The organism is Mesorhizobium sp. NZP2298, assembly GCF_013170825.1.
GTDB lineage: Bacteria > Pseudomonadota > Alphaproteobacteria > Rhizobiales > Rhizobiaceae > Mesorhizobium.
In genome coordinates, this window is record NZ_CP033365.1 from 4,800,068 (window position 1) to 4,814,693 (window position 14,626).

The 14,626-nt window shown below is 63.9% G+C and carries 17 protein-coding genes; 2 read left to right on the forward strand and 15 right to left on the reverse strand.

Going from position 1 to position 14,626, the window contains the following annotated elements; all coding sequences use genetic code 11:
* Positions 1-89: 89 nt before the first annotated feature.
* Together EB231_RS23380 and EB231_RS23385 are read right to left on the reverse strand one after the other, a co-directional pair.
* Positions 90-638, reverse strand: coding sequence for a YceD family protein (locus tag EB231_RS23380; protein WP_172350893.1), 549 nt, complete (start codon positions 636-638; stop codon positions 90-92).
* On the reverse strand, positions 638-1,183 hold the full coding sequence (locus EB231_RS23385; protein WP_172350894.1) for a ubiquinol-cytochrome C chaperone family protein: 546 nt from the start codon (positions 1,181-1,183) through the stop codon (positions 638-640). The genes EB231_RS23380 and EB231_RS23385 overlap by 1 nt, the downstream gene beginning before the upstream one ends.
* A gap of 114 nt (positions 1,184-1,297) precedes the next feature.
* Between EB231_RS23385 and EB231_RS23390 the strand changes: the two genes are divergently transcribed.
* Together EB231_RS23390 and EB231_RS23395 are read left to right on the forward strand one after the other, a co-directional pair.
* Positions 1,298-1,813, forward strand: a complete 516-nt coding sequence (locus tag EB231_RS23390; protein WP_172350895.1) for an outer membrane protein assembly factor BamE — start codon at positions 1,298-1,300, stop codon at positions 1,811-1,813.
* A 195-nt stretch (positions 1,814-2,008) separates the two neighbouring features.
* Entirely contained in the window at positions 2,009-2,626 is a 618-nt protein-coding gene (locus tag EB231_RS23395) for a hypothetical protein (RefSeq protein WP_206681854.1), read from the forward strand.
* 82 nt (positions 2,627-2,708) lie between these two features.
* Here the strand turns inward: EB231_RS23395 and EB231_RS23400 are convergent, their stop codons facing one another.
* From EB231_RS23400 to EB231_RS23460, 13 genes are all read right to left on the reverse strand, one after another.
* Positions 2,709-4,850: a sodium-translocating pyrophosphatase gene (locus EB231_RS23400; RefSeq protein WP_172350896.1), complete on the reverse strand. Its 2,142-nt coding sequence runs from the start codon at positions 4,848-4,850 to the stop codon at positions 2,709-2,711.
* A gap of 254 nt (positions 4,851-5,104) precedes the next feature.
* Positions 5,105-5,854: an ABC transporter permease gene (locus EB231_RS23405; RefSeq protein ID WP_172350897.1), complete on the reverse strand. Its 750-nt coding sequence runs from the start codon at positions 5,852-5,854 to the stop codon at positions 5,105-5,107.
* Positions 5,851-6,789, reverse strand: a complete 939-nt coding sequence (locus tag EB231_RS23410) for an ABC transporter ATP-binding protein (protein ID WP_172350898.1) — start codon at positions 6,787-6,789, stop codon at positions 5,851-5,853. The genes EB231_RS23405 and EB231_RS23410 overlap by 4 nt, the downstream gene beginning before the upstream one ends.
* Positions 6,786-7,985: an ABC transporter permease gene (locus EB231_RS23415; RefSeq protein WP_172350899.1), complete on the reverse strand. Its 1,200-nt coding sequence runs from the start codon at positions 7,983-7,985 to the stop codon at positions 6,786-6,788. Before EB231_RS23415 ends, EB231_RS23410 begins: the two co-directional genes overlap by 4 nt.
* 19 nt (positions 7,986-8,004) lie before the next feature.
* Positions 8,005-8,916 (reverse strand): glycine betaine ABC transporter substrate-binding protein OsmF, encoded by a 912-nt coding sequence (gene osmF / locus EB231_RS23420; RefSeq protein ID WP_172350900.1) that lies wholly within the window; start codon positions 8,914-8,916, stop codon positions 8,005-8,007.
* Positions 8,917-9,090: 174 nt separating this feature from the next.
* Complete coding sequence (locus EB231_RS23425; RefSeq protein WP_172350901.1) at positions 9,091-10,308, reverse strand: MFS transporter; 1,218 nt, start codon at positions 10,306-10,308, stop codon at positions 9,091-9,093.
* Positions 10,305-10,805, reverse strand: a complete 501-nt coding sequence (gene nusB, locus EB231_RS23430; protein ID WP_172350902.1) for a transcription antitermination factor NusB — start codon at positions 10,803-10,805, stop codon at positions 10,305-10,307. Before nusB ends, EB231_RS23425 begins: the two co-directional genes overlap by 4 nt.
* Complete coding sequence (gene ribH, locus EB231_RS23435; protein WP_172350903.1) at positions 10,802-11,296, reverse strand: 6,7-dimethyl-8-ribityllumazine synthase; 495 nt, start codon at positions 11,294-11,296, stop codon at positions 10,802-10,804. The genes nusB and ribH overlap by 4 nt, the downstream gene beginning before the upstream one ends.
* A 109-nt stretch (positions 11,297-11,405) precedes the next feature.
* Positions 11,406-12,023 carry a riboflavin synthase gene (locus EB231_RS23440; protein WP_172350904.1) on the reverse strand — a complete coding sequence of 206 codons (618 nt, stop codon included), beginning with the start codon at positions 12,021-12,023 and terminating at the stop codon, positions 11,406-11,408.
* Between the two features lie 10 nt (positions 12,024-12,033).
* On the reverse strand, positions 12,034-13,164 hold the full coding sequence (ribD, locus tag EB231_RS23445; RefSeq protein WP_172350905.1) for a bifunctional diaminohydroxyphosphoribosylaminopyrimidine deaminase/5-amino-6-(5-phosphoribosylamino)uracil reductase RibD: 1,131 nt from the start codon (positions 13,162-13,164) through the stop codon (positions 12,034-12,036).
* Between the two features lie 2 nt (positions 13,165-13,166).
* Entirely contained in the window at positions 13,167-13,646 is a 480-nt protein-coding gene (nrdR, locus tag EB231_RS23450) for a transcriptional regulator NrdR (protein ID WP_172350906.1), read from the reverse strand.
* A 39-nt stretch (positions 13,647-13,685) separates the two neighbouring features.
* Positions 13,686-13,871, reverse strand: a complete 186-nt coding sequence (locus EB231_RS35210) for a hypothetical protein (RefSeq protein ID WP_246740699.1) — start codon at positions 13,869-13,871, stop codon at positions 13,686-13,688.
* Positions 13,872-14,045: 174 nt separating this feature from the next.
* Positions 14,046-14,624, reverse strand: coding sequence for a hypothetical protein (locus EB231_RS23460; protein ID WP_172350907.1), 579 nt, complete (start codon positions 14,622-14,624; stop codon positions 14,046-14,048).
* Between the last annotated feature and the right edge of the window lie 2 nt (positions 14,625-14,626).

Below are 14,626 nucleotides of genomic sequence, written 5' to 3' on the forward strand. Positions count from 1 at the left end.
GGCAGGTCGCTTTAGTGATCGCGAAGGTTCGGCGAAAATAGCGGTTTTGGGTTTTCACACAACCGACTTTTCCATCGCGGGCGAGGTTTTCAGGATTTTCCCAGCAAGGATCGCAGTTTTTGCTGAAATTCATTCTCAGCCGCTTCGGTCCTGCCGACGGCGTCCAGCGACGCGCCCGGCTTGCGCGGATAAGGGTCGATCGCCAATCCGAAGAACTGTTCGGCGAGTGCCCCGACATCGATGGTGTCACCGGAAAATGTTTCGGGACTGTCGGGCCCGCCCGCATCGAGAAGTATCTCGCCGCCGCCTTCGAACCCCTGCCGTCCGAGCTTGGAGTCCTCGGGCAACAGCAGCGCCTCGACCGGCTCGTCGATATGCGCCTGGACCGGATCGAGCGTGACGATGCAGGCCTGGGTGATGTCGGCCTCGACACGGCCGCTGACCTTCACGCCATTGCGCTTCCAGGACGCCACCAGAAGCTCCGCACGATAGGCTTCCACCGAAAGCAGCCCGTGCTCCCCTGCGAGCGCCGCGCGCTGGGCGGCATCGGCCTCGATCACCACGGGCAGGCCCTTCTGCGGCAGCCGGGCGACATTGGCGAAAAACGATACCGGGCTTCGCGTATCAGCATGTTTCATCAAGCACCTCCCCTGGCGAGCGGAAACGTTGCCGTACCGGAAACGATTGATTCGGACGGCTGAGCGGCCAGTTGCCGGCAAGCGTCGACGACATAGTCGGCCAATTGCGATGCCTCGGGCCACGCGCCGGTGTCGGGCCGGACATTGCGGGCAAGTGCCGCGGTCAGCCCGTCGTGGTCGTTTCTTTCCAGCGCATCATCATAGGCGGCGGTACGGCCATAAAACATCTTCGCCAGTTTCTTCATGCGTTTGGGCACGCCCACATCGCCAATGCCCAGCTCCCGCAGCGAATGATCGACGTCGAGGAAGAACTCGTCGATCAGCACCTGGGCGATCTCCTGCGCCACGCCGTCTTCACCGCGCAAGCGATGCTGGAACAGGAACATATGCAGCGAAAGCATCTCGAAACGGCCGAGCGGCGTATCCGGTACATTCCAGTGGGAATAAAATACAGTCTGCCGCGCCGCTGCCACGATTTGTGCGTAGAGCGCGTCGGTGATGGCGCGGTTGGCGTGGCGTTCGCGACCAAAAAGGCGCTGGAACATGGGGATGGTCTCCGGGGACCGTTTGTTGAATTGGCCTTGTTGCATCGGCAGGCAAGCTGGTTTACCGGTTTTGCGGCCCAGCGCAAGTTGCGGCGATATAATGGAGAATTGTTGTTGCGCGCGCTGAATTTCAAGTCGACCTTCTCGTCCAGGCCTGCTGGCGCGATCTCGCTGCTGCTCGTCATATCGGCGCTCTCGGCATGTCATACCAACAAGATGTTCGGCGACCTAAGTCCGAGCGAGACGCTCACGCAAGGGTATGTCTACGACCAGCAGGCCGTCGATTCGGTGCCCGTCGGTTCCAGCCGCGAGCAGGTGCTTCTGGCGCTTGGCACGCCGTCGACGACGGCCACTTTCGACAACGAGGCGTTTTATTACATTTCGCAAACGCGCAAGCGCTATGTCGCCTTCGACAAGCCCAGGCTTGTCGACCAGAAGGTGCTCGCGGTCTATTTCGGCGCCGATGGCCGCGTCACCCAGATCGCCAATTACGGCTTGAAGGACGGCAAGATCTTCGACTTCATTTCGCGCACCACTCCGACTGGCGGCAAGGACCAGAACTTCCTCAGCCAGATCATCAACGGCGCCAGCAAGCTGGCGCCCAGCATTCCCGGCGGTGGAACTCCCTGATCATCAGAACCCTGCTTCCTTTCGGAAAGCAGCAACATCTCAGGCGACCGAAAACCCGTGGGAGCGATCTCACGGGTTTTTGTTTGGCCAAGGAAAGGCCAGCTCGCCAGCAATGGGCAAGCCCGTTTCAAATCCCCCGGGCTTTGGGGCTTTTTGAAAATGAGCGGTGGCGAACGCGCAGCGCCGGAGGGCTGGATGGCCACCGGCACAAGAGGCGTCGTTGTCGAACAACCGCCCCTCGAAGGCGTTCCCGTCAACAACTCGATCTTCGGCGTCGGCAAGGGTGGATTCTACGATCCCGTTGACACGGTAGGGTTTGGCTCGTCGCAGGTGGTCCGGCTGACATCGCTGGACTGGCTCGGCCCCCTGGCGCCCTGCCAGCCAGTGCTTTTGCGAGGCCTCGCAAGACTGGCTCTTCCGGTCCTGGCGAAAGGGCGCGATCATCGCGACGATGCCGCATCTGACCGTGCTCAAGCTGCACTCCGGCAACCGCCGGGGCTATGGCGAAGACCTTGCGACGAAAGGGCTCGTCGCGGCAATGGAGACGCCAACACCTTGCGTGTGAGGGTGCTTGCCGGTGCTGACGGACCGCCTTGCTCGACAAGAGCCACCTATCTCAGGCGCAGATTGCTCGCCGCTTGCGGCATTCACCCCAGGGCGCGGTCCTTCCGTCATCGACACAAACGCGGCGCATTCGTCGCGCTGCTGCGCGAGATTCGCGGCCTCCCGCCAATGCCCGAGCGCGAGCCGGGTGTGCAGGAACTGTCGGAGATCTACGGCAGCCGCCCGGGCACGAACGCCAGCGGCGGTTGAAATCCCGTCGAAGCTGACGCATCAAATGAAAAGCCCGCGGGGATCGCTCCCCGCGGGCTTTTTCGGATCATCGGCCCGGCGGTTAGCCGTGCGCGAGCACGGCCAGCAGCAGGAGGGCCACGATGTTGGTGATCTTGATCGCCGGATTGACCGCGGGGCCCGCGGTGTCCTTGTAGGGATCGCCGACCGTGTCGCCGGTCACCGAAGCCTTGTGCGCCTCGGAGCCCTTGAGGTGCTTGACGCCGTCCTTGTCGGTGAACCCATCCTCGAACGATTTCTTCGCATTGTCCCAGGCACCACCGCCCGAGGTCATCGAGATGGCGACGAACAGGCCGTTGACGATAACGCCGAGCAGCGAGGCACCGAGGGCCGCGAAGGCCGATGCTTTCGAACCGGAGATCAGCAGCACGCCGAAATAGACGACGAGCGGCGCCAGCACCGGCAGCAGCGACGGAATGATCATCTCCCGGATCGCCGCCTTGGTCAGAAGGTCGACCGCACGCGCATAGTTCGGCTTGGACGTGCCTGCCATGATGCCCGGATCTTCGCGGAACTGCTTGCGAACCTCCTCGACGATGGCGCCCGCTGCACGGCCAACGGCCGTCATGGCGATGCCACCGAACAGATACGGGATCAGGCCGCCGAAGATCAGGCCGGCGACGACATAAGGGTTGGAGAGATCGAAGGAGATTTCACCCATGCCCTGGAAGTAGGGATATTTGTCGCCATTGGCGGCAAAGAACTTGAGGTCGTTCGAATAGGCGGCAAACAGCACCAATGCGCCGAGGCCGGCCGAGCCGATGGCATAGCCCTTGGTCACGGCCTTGGTGGTGTTGCCGACCGCGTCGAGCGCGTCGGTGGAGTGACGCACTTCCTTGGGCAGGCCCGCCATTTCGGCGATGCCGCCGGCATTGTCGGTGACCGGGCCGAAGGCGTCGAGCGCCACGATCATGCCGGCAAGGCCGAGCATGGTGGTGACCGCGATCGCCGTGCCGTAGAGGCCGGCGAGCTGGTAGGTCGAGATGATGCCGCCGACGATGACGATGGCCGGCAACGCCGTCGATTCCAGCGAAACCGCGAGGCCCTGGATGACGTTGGTGCCGTGGCCGGTGACCGAAGCCTGGGCGATCGAGTTGACCGGGCGCTTGTTGGTGCCGGTGTAGTACTCGGTGATCACCACGATCAAACCCGTCACCACGAGACCGATGAGGCCGCAGATGAACAGGTTCTTGCCGGTGATGATCATGCCGGCGACAGTGCCGACCTCGCCCCAGCCGAGCGTTGCCGAAGTGGCGACGGCGAGGCCGACGATCGACAGCAGGCCGGTGACAATTAGCCCCTTGTAGAGCGCGCCCATGATCGAGCCGTTGGATCCGAGCTTGACGAAGAAGGTGCCGACGATCGAGGTCAGGATGCAGGCGCCGCAGATGGCGAGCGGATAAAGCATCGCAGTCTGGAGAACGGCGGTACCGCCAAAGAAGATGGCGCCGAGAACCATGGTGGCGACGACCGTCACCGCATAGGTCTCGAACAGGTCGGCGGCCATGCCGGCGCAGTCGCCGACATTGTCGCCGACATTGTCGGCGATGGTCGCGGGATTGCGCGGATCGTCTTCCGGGATGCCGGCTTCGACCTTGCCGACGAGATCGCCGCCGACGTCGGCACCCTTGGTGAAGATGCCGCCGCCGAGACGGGCGAAGATCGAGATCAGCGAGGCTCCGAAGCCGAGCGAGACCAGCGAGTCGATGACGATACGGTCATTGGGCTGCAGGCCCATGGGACCGGTCAGGATCAGGTAGTAGATCGAGACGCCAAGCAATGCCAGGCCCGCCACCAGCATGCCGGTGATGGCGCCCGACTTGAAGGCGATGTCGAGACCGGCGGCGAGGCTGTTGGAAGCCGCTTGCGCGGTGCGCACATTGGCACGCACCGAAACATGCATGCCGATGAAGCCGGCGGCGCCCGACAGGACGGCGCCGATCAGGAAGCCGATCGCGGCCGTGATAGAAAGCAGCCACCAGGCGAGCAAAAGCACAACCACGCCGACGATGGCGATGGTGGTGTACTGGCGCGCCAGATAGGCTTGCGCGCCTTCGCGGATGGCGGCGGAGATTTCCTGCATGCGTGCATTGCCCTGATCGGACGCGAGAACCGATCGTGTCGCCCAGATAGCGTAAAGGACAGAAAGCAGACCGCAGGCGATGACGGCGTAAAGTATGGTCATTGCCAAATTTTCCTCGATTGTTGGCCCAAATGAACCCCTCCCTGGGCCGTTGAGACAAAGACCGGAATCCGCGCACGGAATCCACCTCTTCGCATCGGTGTATGCGAAACAGGGCTCGGAACGTCAAGATATTGTTCAGTTTTTGCCCGGCTTTCGCCCAAAAGACAAAGCCGCGACCACAATGCCCGCATGGGCCGTTCATTTAGATCGATTGAAATGACGCTAGGGAATCATTCCGACAGCACCGCTTGGGACTATTCCGCCTCGCGGCCCATTCGGCGTGCGGTGTAGCGTTCGACCGCCGACAGACCGTCATAGATCAGCACTGCAAGGGCCGCCACGATCAGGCCACCCTGCAGGATGAAGGCAAGGTTGTTGGACAACAACCCGGCTATGATCACCTCGCCCAGCGTCTTGGCCGCCACGGTCGAGCCGATGGTGGCCGTGGCGAGGCTGATCACCACCGACAGCCTGATGCCGCCCAGGATGATCGGCGCGCTCAGCGGCAGTTCGACCTTGGTGAGCCTTTGCCAGCCGGTCATGCCGGCGCCACGCGCCGCCTCCATGACATTGGCCGGCAGCGTCGTCAGTCCGGTCAGAGCATTCTCGAAGATCGGCAGCAGACCATAGAGAAACAGCGCGATCAGCGTCGGCTTCTCGCCAAAGCCGACAGCCGGCACGGCTAGCGCCAGCACAGCCACCGGCGGAAAGGTCTGGCCGATGTTGACCAGGCTGCGCGACAGCGGCAGGAATTCGGCGCCGGCTGGCCTGGTGACGAGGATGGCCAGAGCCACGGCAACGATGGTAGCGGCGACGGTGGCGATCAGCACGGTGCGCAAATGCAGCAGCGTCAGCGTCAGCAGGCTGCCTTGATTGTAGATCGCGGGAGCGTTGTTTTCGGTCAGCGGCTTGAGCAGTGGCTCGAACCAGCCTGGACTGGTGACAAAGGCCACCAGCACCACCACCAAGGCAAGCCTCAGCAGCAGAGGCAGCCAGGCTTTCATGCCGGCCTCGCCGCGCGCTTGACCAGCCCGTCCACCGTGACGCGGCCGAGCAGTTTGCCGTCGGCGCCTTTTACCGGCAGCGCCGGTCGGCCCGACCACAGGAGTTCGGCAAGCGCATCGCGCTGGCTTGCGTCGCCGGGGATCGCCTCGCCATCGGCGGTGCCCTTTTCCACCGCGTCACGCACCCGCCCGAGCGACAACAGCCTGAATGGCCTCTCGCTGGCGCCAACCAGGGTCTCGACAAAGCTGCTGGCCGGGTTTGCCAGGATCTCGGCGGGCTTGGCGTATTGCACGAGCTTGCCGGCATCCATGACAGCGATCTTGTCGCCCAGATGCACGGCCTCTTCCATGTCGTGAGTGACAAGAATGATGGTGGTGCCGAAGCGCTTCTGGATCGCCAGCAGATCTTCCTGAGCCTTGGTGCGGATGATCGGATCGAGTGCGCCGAACGGTTCGTCCATCAGAAGCACGTTGGGCTCGGCGGCGAGCGCCCGGGCCACACCGACACGTTGCTGCTGGCCGCCCGACAATTCGTGCGGATAGCGCGGCCCGAACGCCTCGGGATCGAGCTGGTAGAGCGTCATCAGCTCGTCGACGCGAGCCTTGATGCGGGCCTTGTCCCAGCCGAGCAGCACCGGCACGGTGGCGATGTTCTGGGCCACGGTGCGATGCGGAAACAGGCCATGGCCCTGGATGGCATAGCCGATGCTGCGGCGCAGTTCGTAGCCGGGCACCGAACGATTGTCGGCGCCGTCGAGCTTGATGATGCCGGCGGTTGGCTCGACCAGCCGGTTGATCATGCGCAGCAACGTCGTCTTGCCGGAGCCGGAGGTGCCGACAATGACGCAAACCGTGCGTGGCTCGATGACCATCGACACGTCGTCGACCACGGTGGTCGCATCATAGCGCTTGGTAATGCCTTCGATCTCGATCATGCCGTTTCAACCCTGCGCCTGGTGGCGGTCATTTCGATCACCGCATCGAGGATGATGGCCGCGGCGAAGGCGAGCGCGACCGTCGGCACCGCGCCAAGCAGCACCAGGTCCATCGCTGTCTGGCCAACGCCCTGGAAGACGAACACACCGAATCCGCCGCCACCGATAAGCGCGGCGATGGTGGCAAGGCCGATATTCTGCACCAGCACGATGCGGATGCCGGTGAGGATCACCGGAAAGGCCAGCGGAAATTCGACGCCGAACAGGCGCTGGCGGTCCGTCATGCCCATGCCGCGCGCGGCGTCGTTGGCGGCACGCGGCACGCCGGCGAGACCGACAACCGTGTTGGCCACCACCGGCAGCAGCGAATAGAGGAACAGGGCGACGAAGGCAGGTGCGGTGCCGATGCCGCGAATGCCGAGCGCGGCAGCTCCCGGCACATGCTCGGCGACCCAGCCGAGCGGCGCGATCAGCAGGCCAAACAGCGCGATCGAAGGAATGGTCTGGATGATGTTGAGCACGTTGAGCACGCCGGCACGCAGCTTTTCGACACGGTGGCAAAGGATGCCGAGCGGCAGGCCGACGATCACTGCCGCGGCCAGCGAGCCAAGCGCCAGCGTCACGTGCTTGGAGCCCTCGGCCCAGAAACTGTCGGCACGGTTGGCATATTCCTTGAGGATGGAAAGGTCGTTCCAGGCCCCCGACACCAGAAGCAGGCCGATCGCTACAGCGGCGGCGACCAGCACACCGACACGTGCCGAGGGCGACAAATTCAGGCGCGTCAGCACGTCGGCCAGCAAGAGCGTGAAGGCAAAGATGAGAATCCAGAAACCGGAGGCCGGAGACACTCTGGCAAAGGTGTTGCCGGCCGGCGTCAAGAACGTGCCGGCAACGCCGACGAGCAGCGCGAGCGCGGCAAGCGCGACCACGCCGGCGGCAAGGCGCAGCACAAGCGGTGTCCTGAAAAGTGCTATGAGCGCGGCGACGACCACGACAGCCAAAAGCAATGCCCCGGCGGTTGCCGGCAGCGCCTCGAGAATCGAACGCGCCTGGCCCGGAACGATCCGGTTGGCGCGGAACGTGGCGAAGGGGGCGAGGAACGCCGCATAGGCGGCGATCGCGGCGATGACCACGCCGAGCTTGTCGAAACGGATATTCACGCCCTCCCCCGTCGGTCGTTCCGGCGCGCCACGCATGCGGCGCGCCGGAATCGCCCTACTTCAGAAAGCCGTTCTTCTTCAGGAAGTCCTCGGCGACGCCCTTGACCGGCTCACCGCCGACCTGCACGCGGCCGTTCAGTTCCTGCAGCGTGACGAGATCGAGCTTGGCGAAGACCGGCTTCAGCAGCGTCTCGATCTCGGGATGTTCCTTGAGCACGGATTCGCGGATGATCGGGGCCGGTTGGTAGACAGGCTGCACGCCCTTGTCGTCCTCGAGCACGACCAGGCCGGACGGCGCGATGCCGCCGTCGGTGCCATAGACCATGGCAGCGTTGGCGCCGCTGGTCTGGTTCGCTGCCGCGGCGATGGTCGCCGCCGTGTCGCCGCCCGAGAGCGTGATCAGTTGGTCCGGCTTCAGCGTGAAGCCGTAGGTGGTCTGGAAGGCCGGAAGGGCCGCAGCCGAATTGACGAACTCGGAGGAAGCCGCCAGCACCACCTTGCCGCCGCCGGCGACGTATTTGCCGAAGTCCGACAGGGTGACGAGCTTGTTCTCGTCCGTCACTTCCTTGCGTAGCGCGATCGCCCATGTGTTGTTGGCAGGCGCCGGCGACAGCCAGACGATCTTGTTAGCGTCATAGTCGAGCTTCTTGGCCGTCTCATAGGCCTTGGCGGCATCCTTCCAGACCGGGTCATCGGCCTTTTCGAAGAAGAAGGCGGCGTTTCCGGTGTATTCGGGGTAGATATCGATCTCGCCGGCGGTGATCGCCTTGCGCACCACCGGCGTGCCGCCCAGCTGGATGCGGTCCGTAGTCTTGATGTTGTTGGCGTTGAGAACGAGCTGGATGATGTTGCCGAGCACGCCGCCCTCGGTGTCGATCTTCGAGGAGACGACCACCTGGGCACTGGCGGAAGCTGCCGTGATGCCGAGCGCGAGCGCCGCGCCAGCCAGAGCCTTGGTTGAAAACATTGTGAAAATCCCTTGCTATGAACCGAAATACGGTGCCCGCATATGAGCATGGCCCAAACGCGGCGTCGGGGCATACGGTTTCATAAGAGTGGGTATCAGCGCAATAATTTTGTTCTGAAACGGCGACTTCGACGGAAGCGATCCTGACAGCATCATGTCACGTCAAGTCGAGGCTCAGGCGTCGGATTTGCGCGGGCCCGTCAGCTTCAACGTACCAAGTGCCAAAAAGCACAGAACGGTGACCGGAAAGATCATCCAATTCAGCATCTCCCAGCCCCAGGCATTGTAGACCATGCCCGACAGCAGCGACGCGCAGGCGACTGAGCCGAACAGGGCGAAGTCGTGAAAACCCTGCACCTTGCCCTTTTCCGACGGCCGGTAGCTGGCAGCGACCATGGCGGTGGCGCCGATGAAGCCGAAATTCCATCCGAGACCGAGCAGGATAAGCGACGTCCAGAATTGCCACAGCGCCAGGCCCGACAAGGCTACTGCTGCGCAGCCAATCAGTAGCAGCAAGCCAGTGGCGACGATCCGCTCGGCGCCAAACCGATGGATCAGCGAGCCGGTGAAGAAGCTCGGCGCGAACATCGCCATGACGTGCCAGGAAATGCCCAGCGTCGCATCATTCTCCGACAGGCCGCAGCCGACCATGGCCAGCGGCGCGCCGGTCATGACGAAGCTCATCAGCGCATAGCAGCCGACGGCGCAGAACAGTGCGGCGACGAAGCGCGGCCTGGTGACGATTTCGGCCAGGGGTCTGGCATCGCCGGCGGCAACATCAACCCTGCTAGCGGCCTTTGCCGGCAAGCGCAGAAACGACAGGATAACGGCTCCAACCGCGGCAAGCGGCAGGATAGCGGCGAACGACCCGGCAAACATCACCGGCGCGAACAGTTCACGGGTGAAGATGACGATCTGCGGCCCAAGGATGGCGGTGACGATGCCGCCGGCCAGCACGAAAGAGATGGCGCGCGCCTTGAACTCCGGCGGCGCGTTGTCAGCGGCGGCGAAGCGGAACTGCTGGACGAAGGCACCGCCAATGCCGATCACGAGCAGCGCAAACGCGAACAGCCAGAAACTGCCGTGGAAAAGCGCCAGAGTGGCGATCAGGCCGCCAAGCGCGGTGACGACGGTTCCGGTCATGAAGCCGCCGCGCTGGCCCAGCCGGCGGATGATGGCCGCGGCCGGCAAAGCGCCGAGCGCCACGCCAAGGTTGAAGCCAGTGATCGGCGCCGTCGCCAGCGACTTGTCGGCGCCGAGCAGATATTGCCCGGCCAGTGCGCCCATGGAGATGGCTATGGGTGCCGCCGAGCCGATAATCGCCTGCGAGGCGGCGAGGATCAAAGCGGTGTGCCGCGCGTCCTTGCCCACCTCGACGTTGATGGCTGTCACGATGCGTCCTTGCCGCGCCCCTCGCCGCGCACCCGGCGTGACACGCGGTCGAGCACGGCATTGACCAGCTTCGGCTCGTCTTCCTCGTAAAAAGCCTTGGCGATGTCGACATATTCCGAAACGATGACCGCCACCGGCACGTCTTCGCGCTTCATCAATTCATAGACGCCGGCGCGCATAATGGCGCGCAGCGTCGAATCGAGCCGAGACAGCGGCCAATCATCGGTAAGCGCCTGGCGGATGACCGGATCGATGGTCTTCTGGTTCTCGACGACGCCGGTCAGGATGGCGCGGAACCATTGCGCATCCGCCTCGCGATAAAGCGCGCCGTCGACTTCCTTGCCAAGCCGGAACGCCTCGTATTCGGCGGTGATCTCGAAGACACCGCTGCCGGCGACATCCATCTGATAGAGCGCCTGGACGGCAGCCAGACGGGCAGCACCGCGCTTGTTGGCGTGGCGTATCGCGGGCTGTCCGGGCGAATCGGGTTCGCTCACGATCGCGCTCCCATTCGTTCCTTGAGGGCGATCATGGTCAACGCCGCACGCGCGGCAAATCCGCCCTTGTCACCCTCCGAGCGCTTGGCCCGCGTCCACGCCTGCGCGTCGTTCTCGGTGGTCAGGATGCCGTTGCCGATGCAGACCGAGTCCTGCACGGAAAGGTCCATCAGCGCGCGGCTGGATTCATTGGCGACTATGTCGAAATGATAGGTGTCGCCGCGAATGACGGTGCCGAGCGCAACGAAGCCGTCGTAATTCGTGCCGCCTTCAGCCGCGCCGTCCAGCGCGAAGGTAATGACCGCGGGAATCTCGAGCGAACCTGGAACGGTGATGACGTCGTAGGTCGCGCCCGCTTCATCGAGCGCGCTTGTCGCGCCTTCGAGCAGCGCGTCGGCAAGGTCGTCGTGGAAGCGCGCTTCGACAATCAGCAGATGCGCCTTCGTCTTCGGACGAATGAAGGCTTTGCCGTGTTGGGATGTGCCTGCCATAAAAATCTCCGGGGGGTTGCCGGTGACTTAGGCCGAAGCCGGATTGATCGCAAGCGGAAGATTGCTGGAAGCGCATGAGACACCTTGGACCGGCCGATCCGCCAGACTTCTAGAGCCCCTCTTTCGCCGCCTCCGCCAGCCGCGCGGCGTAGCGGGCCATGGTGTCGATCTCGAGATTGACGCGGTCGCCGACCTTGCGCTCGCCCCAGGTGGTGACGGTCAGCGAATGATGGATCAGCAGCACGTCGAAGCGGGTACCCTCCACCTTGTTGACGGTGAGCGAGGTGCCGTCGAGCGCGACGGAGCCCTTCGGCGCGATGAATCTCGCCAGATGGCGCGGCGCCTCCAGCGTGAAGCGCACCGCGTCGCCCTCGTCCTTGCGCTCGACAATCTCGGCAGTGCCGTCGACATGGCCCGACACGATGTGGCCGCCGAGTTCGTCGCCGATCTTCAGCGCCCGCTCGAGATTGACCTTGGTGCCGGATTTCCAGCCCGAGGCCGTGGTCAGCCGCAAGGCCTCTTCCCAGGCTTCGACCTCGAACCAGCGCGCGTTCGAGCCATGTTCGGGCAAAGCCGTGACCGTCAGGCAGACGCCGCCGCAGGAGATCGAGGCGCCTATGGCGATGGTCTCGGGATCATAGGCGGTATCGATGCGCAGGCCGACGCCTTCGCTGAGCGGCTTGACGGCCGCAACGGTGCCGATATCGGTGACAATTCCGGTGAACATCGATTGATCCCTAAATGTCTCTTACCCATTCGGCGTAGCTGTCTTCGCCGAAGCGCATCTCGCGCAGCTTGCGAAAGCCAGCCGGGATATGGTCGGCATCGACCGGCGATGCAATGCCATCCTCGCCAATCGCCTCCGGTCCCTGGAACAACACGATGCGGTCGACCAGGCCCTCGTCCAGGAATGCCTTGGCGACCTGGGCGCCGCCTTCGACCAGCACGCTTGCCATGCCGAGCGCCGCCAGGTCTTCGAGCAGTTCCGGCAAGGCGACGACGCCGTCATGGGTTTCGGTGCCGATGAAGCGCACGCCGGCGCGTTCAAGCGCAGCGCGACGGTGCGGATCAGCCTCAAGACAGGCAGCGACATAGAGCGGCACCCGGTCGACACCGGAAACCAGCTTCGAGGCTTCCGGGAGCCGGATCTGACGATCGAGGATGATGCGCGCTGGCGAACGGTTTTCCAAACCCGGCAGGCGCACGGTCAGCGCCGGATCGTCTTCCAGTGCCGTGCCGATGCCGATCAGGATGGCGTCCGACTCCGCGCGCATCAGATAGACGTCGCGACGCGCGATCTCGCCGGTGATCGCAACCTGGCCAGCGCCTTTCCTGCCGATCTTGCCGTCGCTCGAAAGCGCAAGCTTCAGCGTCACTTCCGGGCGTTTTCGCAGAGATCGAATCAAATAGCCCGCCATCTGTTCGGCTGCTTCCGTGGCCAGCACCTTCTCCACCACCTCGACACCGGCGGCGCGCAGAATGGCATAGCCCTTGCCGGAGACGCGCGGATCGGGATCGCTGGCAGCACCGACGACGCGCGCAATGCCGGCATTGACCAGCGCGTTCGCGCACGGTGGCGTGCGGCCGTGGTGGGCGCAGGGTTCCAAAGTGACGTAAGCCGTGGCGCCACGCGCGAGTTCGCCGGCCTCGGCCAGCGCCTCGGTCTCGGCATGCGGACGGCCACCGACGGCGGTGACACCGGTGCCGACTATCATCGGCCCCGCGCCGCCATCGCGCACGATGATCGTGCCGACCGAAGGATTGGTCGAGGTCCTGCCCGCATTCCTGCGTGAAAGCCGCAGAGCCGCGGCCATGAAACGGCGATCAAGGGCCGCTTGTTCGGCCTCGCTCAGTTGCGGTGCTGCCATGCTCAGCCGGCGTCCTCTTCAGTCTTGTCTTCGTCGCCCTTCAGCTCGCCCAGCAACTCGTGGAAATCCTTGGCCTCGCGGAAATTGCGGTAGACAGAGGCAAAACGCACATAGGCAACGTCGTCGAGCGATTTCAACGCCTCCATGACCAGCCGGCCGATCTCGCCGGAAGCCACTTCCGTCTCGCCGGAGCTTTCGAGCTGGCGCACGATACCGGTCACCGCGCGGTCGATGCGCTCGGGATCGACATTGCGTTTGCGTACCGCGATCTCGACCGAGCGCAGCAGCTTGTCGCGGTCGAACGGCACTTTCCGGCCTGACTTCTTGACCACGACCAGATCGCGCAACTGCACGCGCTCGAATGTGGTGAAACGTCCGCCGCAATCGGGGCAGACACGCCGCCTGCGGATCGCCGCGCCGTCCTCGGCGGGGCGCGAATCCTTCACCTGCGTATCTTCGGACTGACAATAAGGACAGCGCATGAAAAGCCTTGGGTTCGCGAATCTGGTGAGGCGAAAGGCTTAGAGCCTTTCTGGGCGGGATTGAAGCAGTTCCGTTTCTTCAGAGATAGCGAGGCGCGAGGAAGATTGCCAGCGGGCAACCAGCCAGACGGCAATGCCGCCGGCGACGGCCAGGCGATAGTCGACCTTGCCGATAAACAGCCAGCAGGCGCCAACGAAGGCAAGATAGGCGGGAATTGTCTTCATGCCTGCAAGGCAGGCGTCGCGCCGACGGCGAGCAAGGCAATGACGGCAAAGATCGGCGCCAGCGGCAGGATGCCCGTCTGGACGCCCAGACGGTCGGCGGCGTCACCGGCCCGCCGACCATGCCCTTCCAGGCAATGTCCATCCGCAATCCCTATTGCGCATCCGGCTCTCCCGTCACGGCGCGACGTCCTTGGTGGGAAAGCCGCAGGACGTGCCCAGGTTGCGGTAGGCCTTGGTGAAGCCGTCCATCGGGATACTGGCGACAGCCTGCTTGCCGAAAGTCACGTCCAGCGAGACAACCTGGCGCATGGCACGCAGCAGCGCGAGACTGGTCTTGGCCTGATTGTCGACCGTCCAGCTCGGGCGGCCGATGACGGCATCGTTGGAATAGACCGTCGCCGAAATCTTGACACCGGGATCGCCGAACGTCGCCGCGATCTTCTTGCCGGTCGGCAGCTCCTTGTTGTCGACAGTGAGCATGATGGCCGGATAGGCATCGGGCGGCAGCGCATCGCCGGTCGAGATCGACAAGGTCAGCGTGCCCGAATTGCCGTTCGCATCGAAGAACGCCGTCGAAGCCGCACAGGTCTTGCTCGCATCCTGGCCGGTGTCGAGCACATCGACGATGGTCGTCCATTTGCCGAAGGTGTTGGTAACCGGCGTCTCCGGGGCGGCCTGTGTCTGCGCCAGGGCGGACCCGCAAAGGGCCAGCCAGCCGACAACGCCGAGCAGGGCGAGACGAAAATTGCGCATCA

Coding starts and splice junctions, on each gene's coding strand:
- EB231_RS23415 (WP_172350899.1), bottom strand. CDS start 7,985: ATGCGTGGCGCGCCGGAACGACCGACGGGGGAGGGCGTGAATATCCGT.
- EB231_RS23395 (WP_206681854.1), top strand. CDS start 2,009: ATGGCCACCGGCACAAGAGGCGTCGTTGTCGAACAACCGCCCCTCGAA.
- EB231_RS23440 (WP_172350904.1), bottom strand. CDS start 12,023: ATGTTCACCGGAATTGTCACCGATATCGGCACCGTTGCGGCCGTCAAG.
- ribH (WP_172350903.1), bottom strand. CDS start 11,296: ATGGCAGGCACATCCCAACACGGCAAAGCCTTCATTCGTCCGAAGACG.
- nrdR (WP_172350906.1), bottom strand. CDS start 13,646: ATGCGCTGTCCTTATTGTCAGTCCGAAGATACGCAGGTGAAGGATTCG.
- EB231_RS23405 (WP_172350897.1), bottom strand. CDS start 5,854: ATGAAAGCCTGGCTGCCTCTGCTGCTGAGGCTTGCCTTGGTGGTGGTG.
- EB231_RS23410 (WP_172350898.1), bottom strand. CDS start 6,789: ATGATCGAGATCGAAGGCATTACCAAGCGCTATGATGCGACCACCGTG.
- EB231_RS23400 (WP_172350896.1), bottom strand. CDS start 4,850: ATGACCATACTTTACGCCGTCATCGCCTGCGGTCTGCTTTCTGTCCTT.
- EB231_RS23385 (WP_172350894.1), bottom strand. CDS start 1,183: ATGTTCCAGCGCCTTTTTGGTCGCGAACGCCACGCCAACCGCGCCATC.
- EB231_RS23460 (WP_172350907.1), bottom strand. CDS start 14,624: ATGCGCAATTTTCGTCTCGCCCTGCTCGGCGTTGTCGGCTGGCTGGCC.
- osmF (WP_172350900.1), bottom strand. CDS start 8,916: ATGTTTTCAACCAAGGCTCTGGCTGGCGCGGCGCTCGCGCTCGGCATC.
- EB231_RS23380 (WP_172350893.1), bottom strand. CDS start 638: ATGAAACATGCTGATACGCGAAGCCCGGTATCGTTTTTCGCCAATGTC.
- ribD (WP_172350905.1), bottom strand. CDS start 13,164: ATGGCAGCACCGCAACTGAGCGAGGCCGAACAAGCGGCCCTTGATCGC.
- EB231_RS35210 (WP_246740699.1), bottom strand. CDS start 13,871: ATGAAGACAATTCCCGCCTATCTTGCCTTCGTTGGCGCCTGCTGGCTG.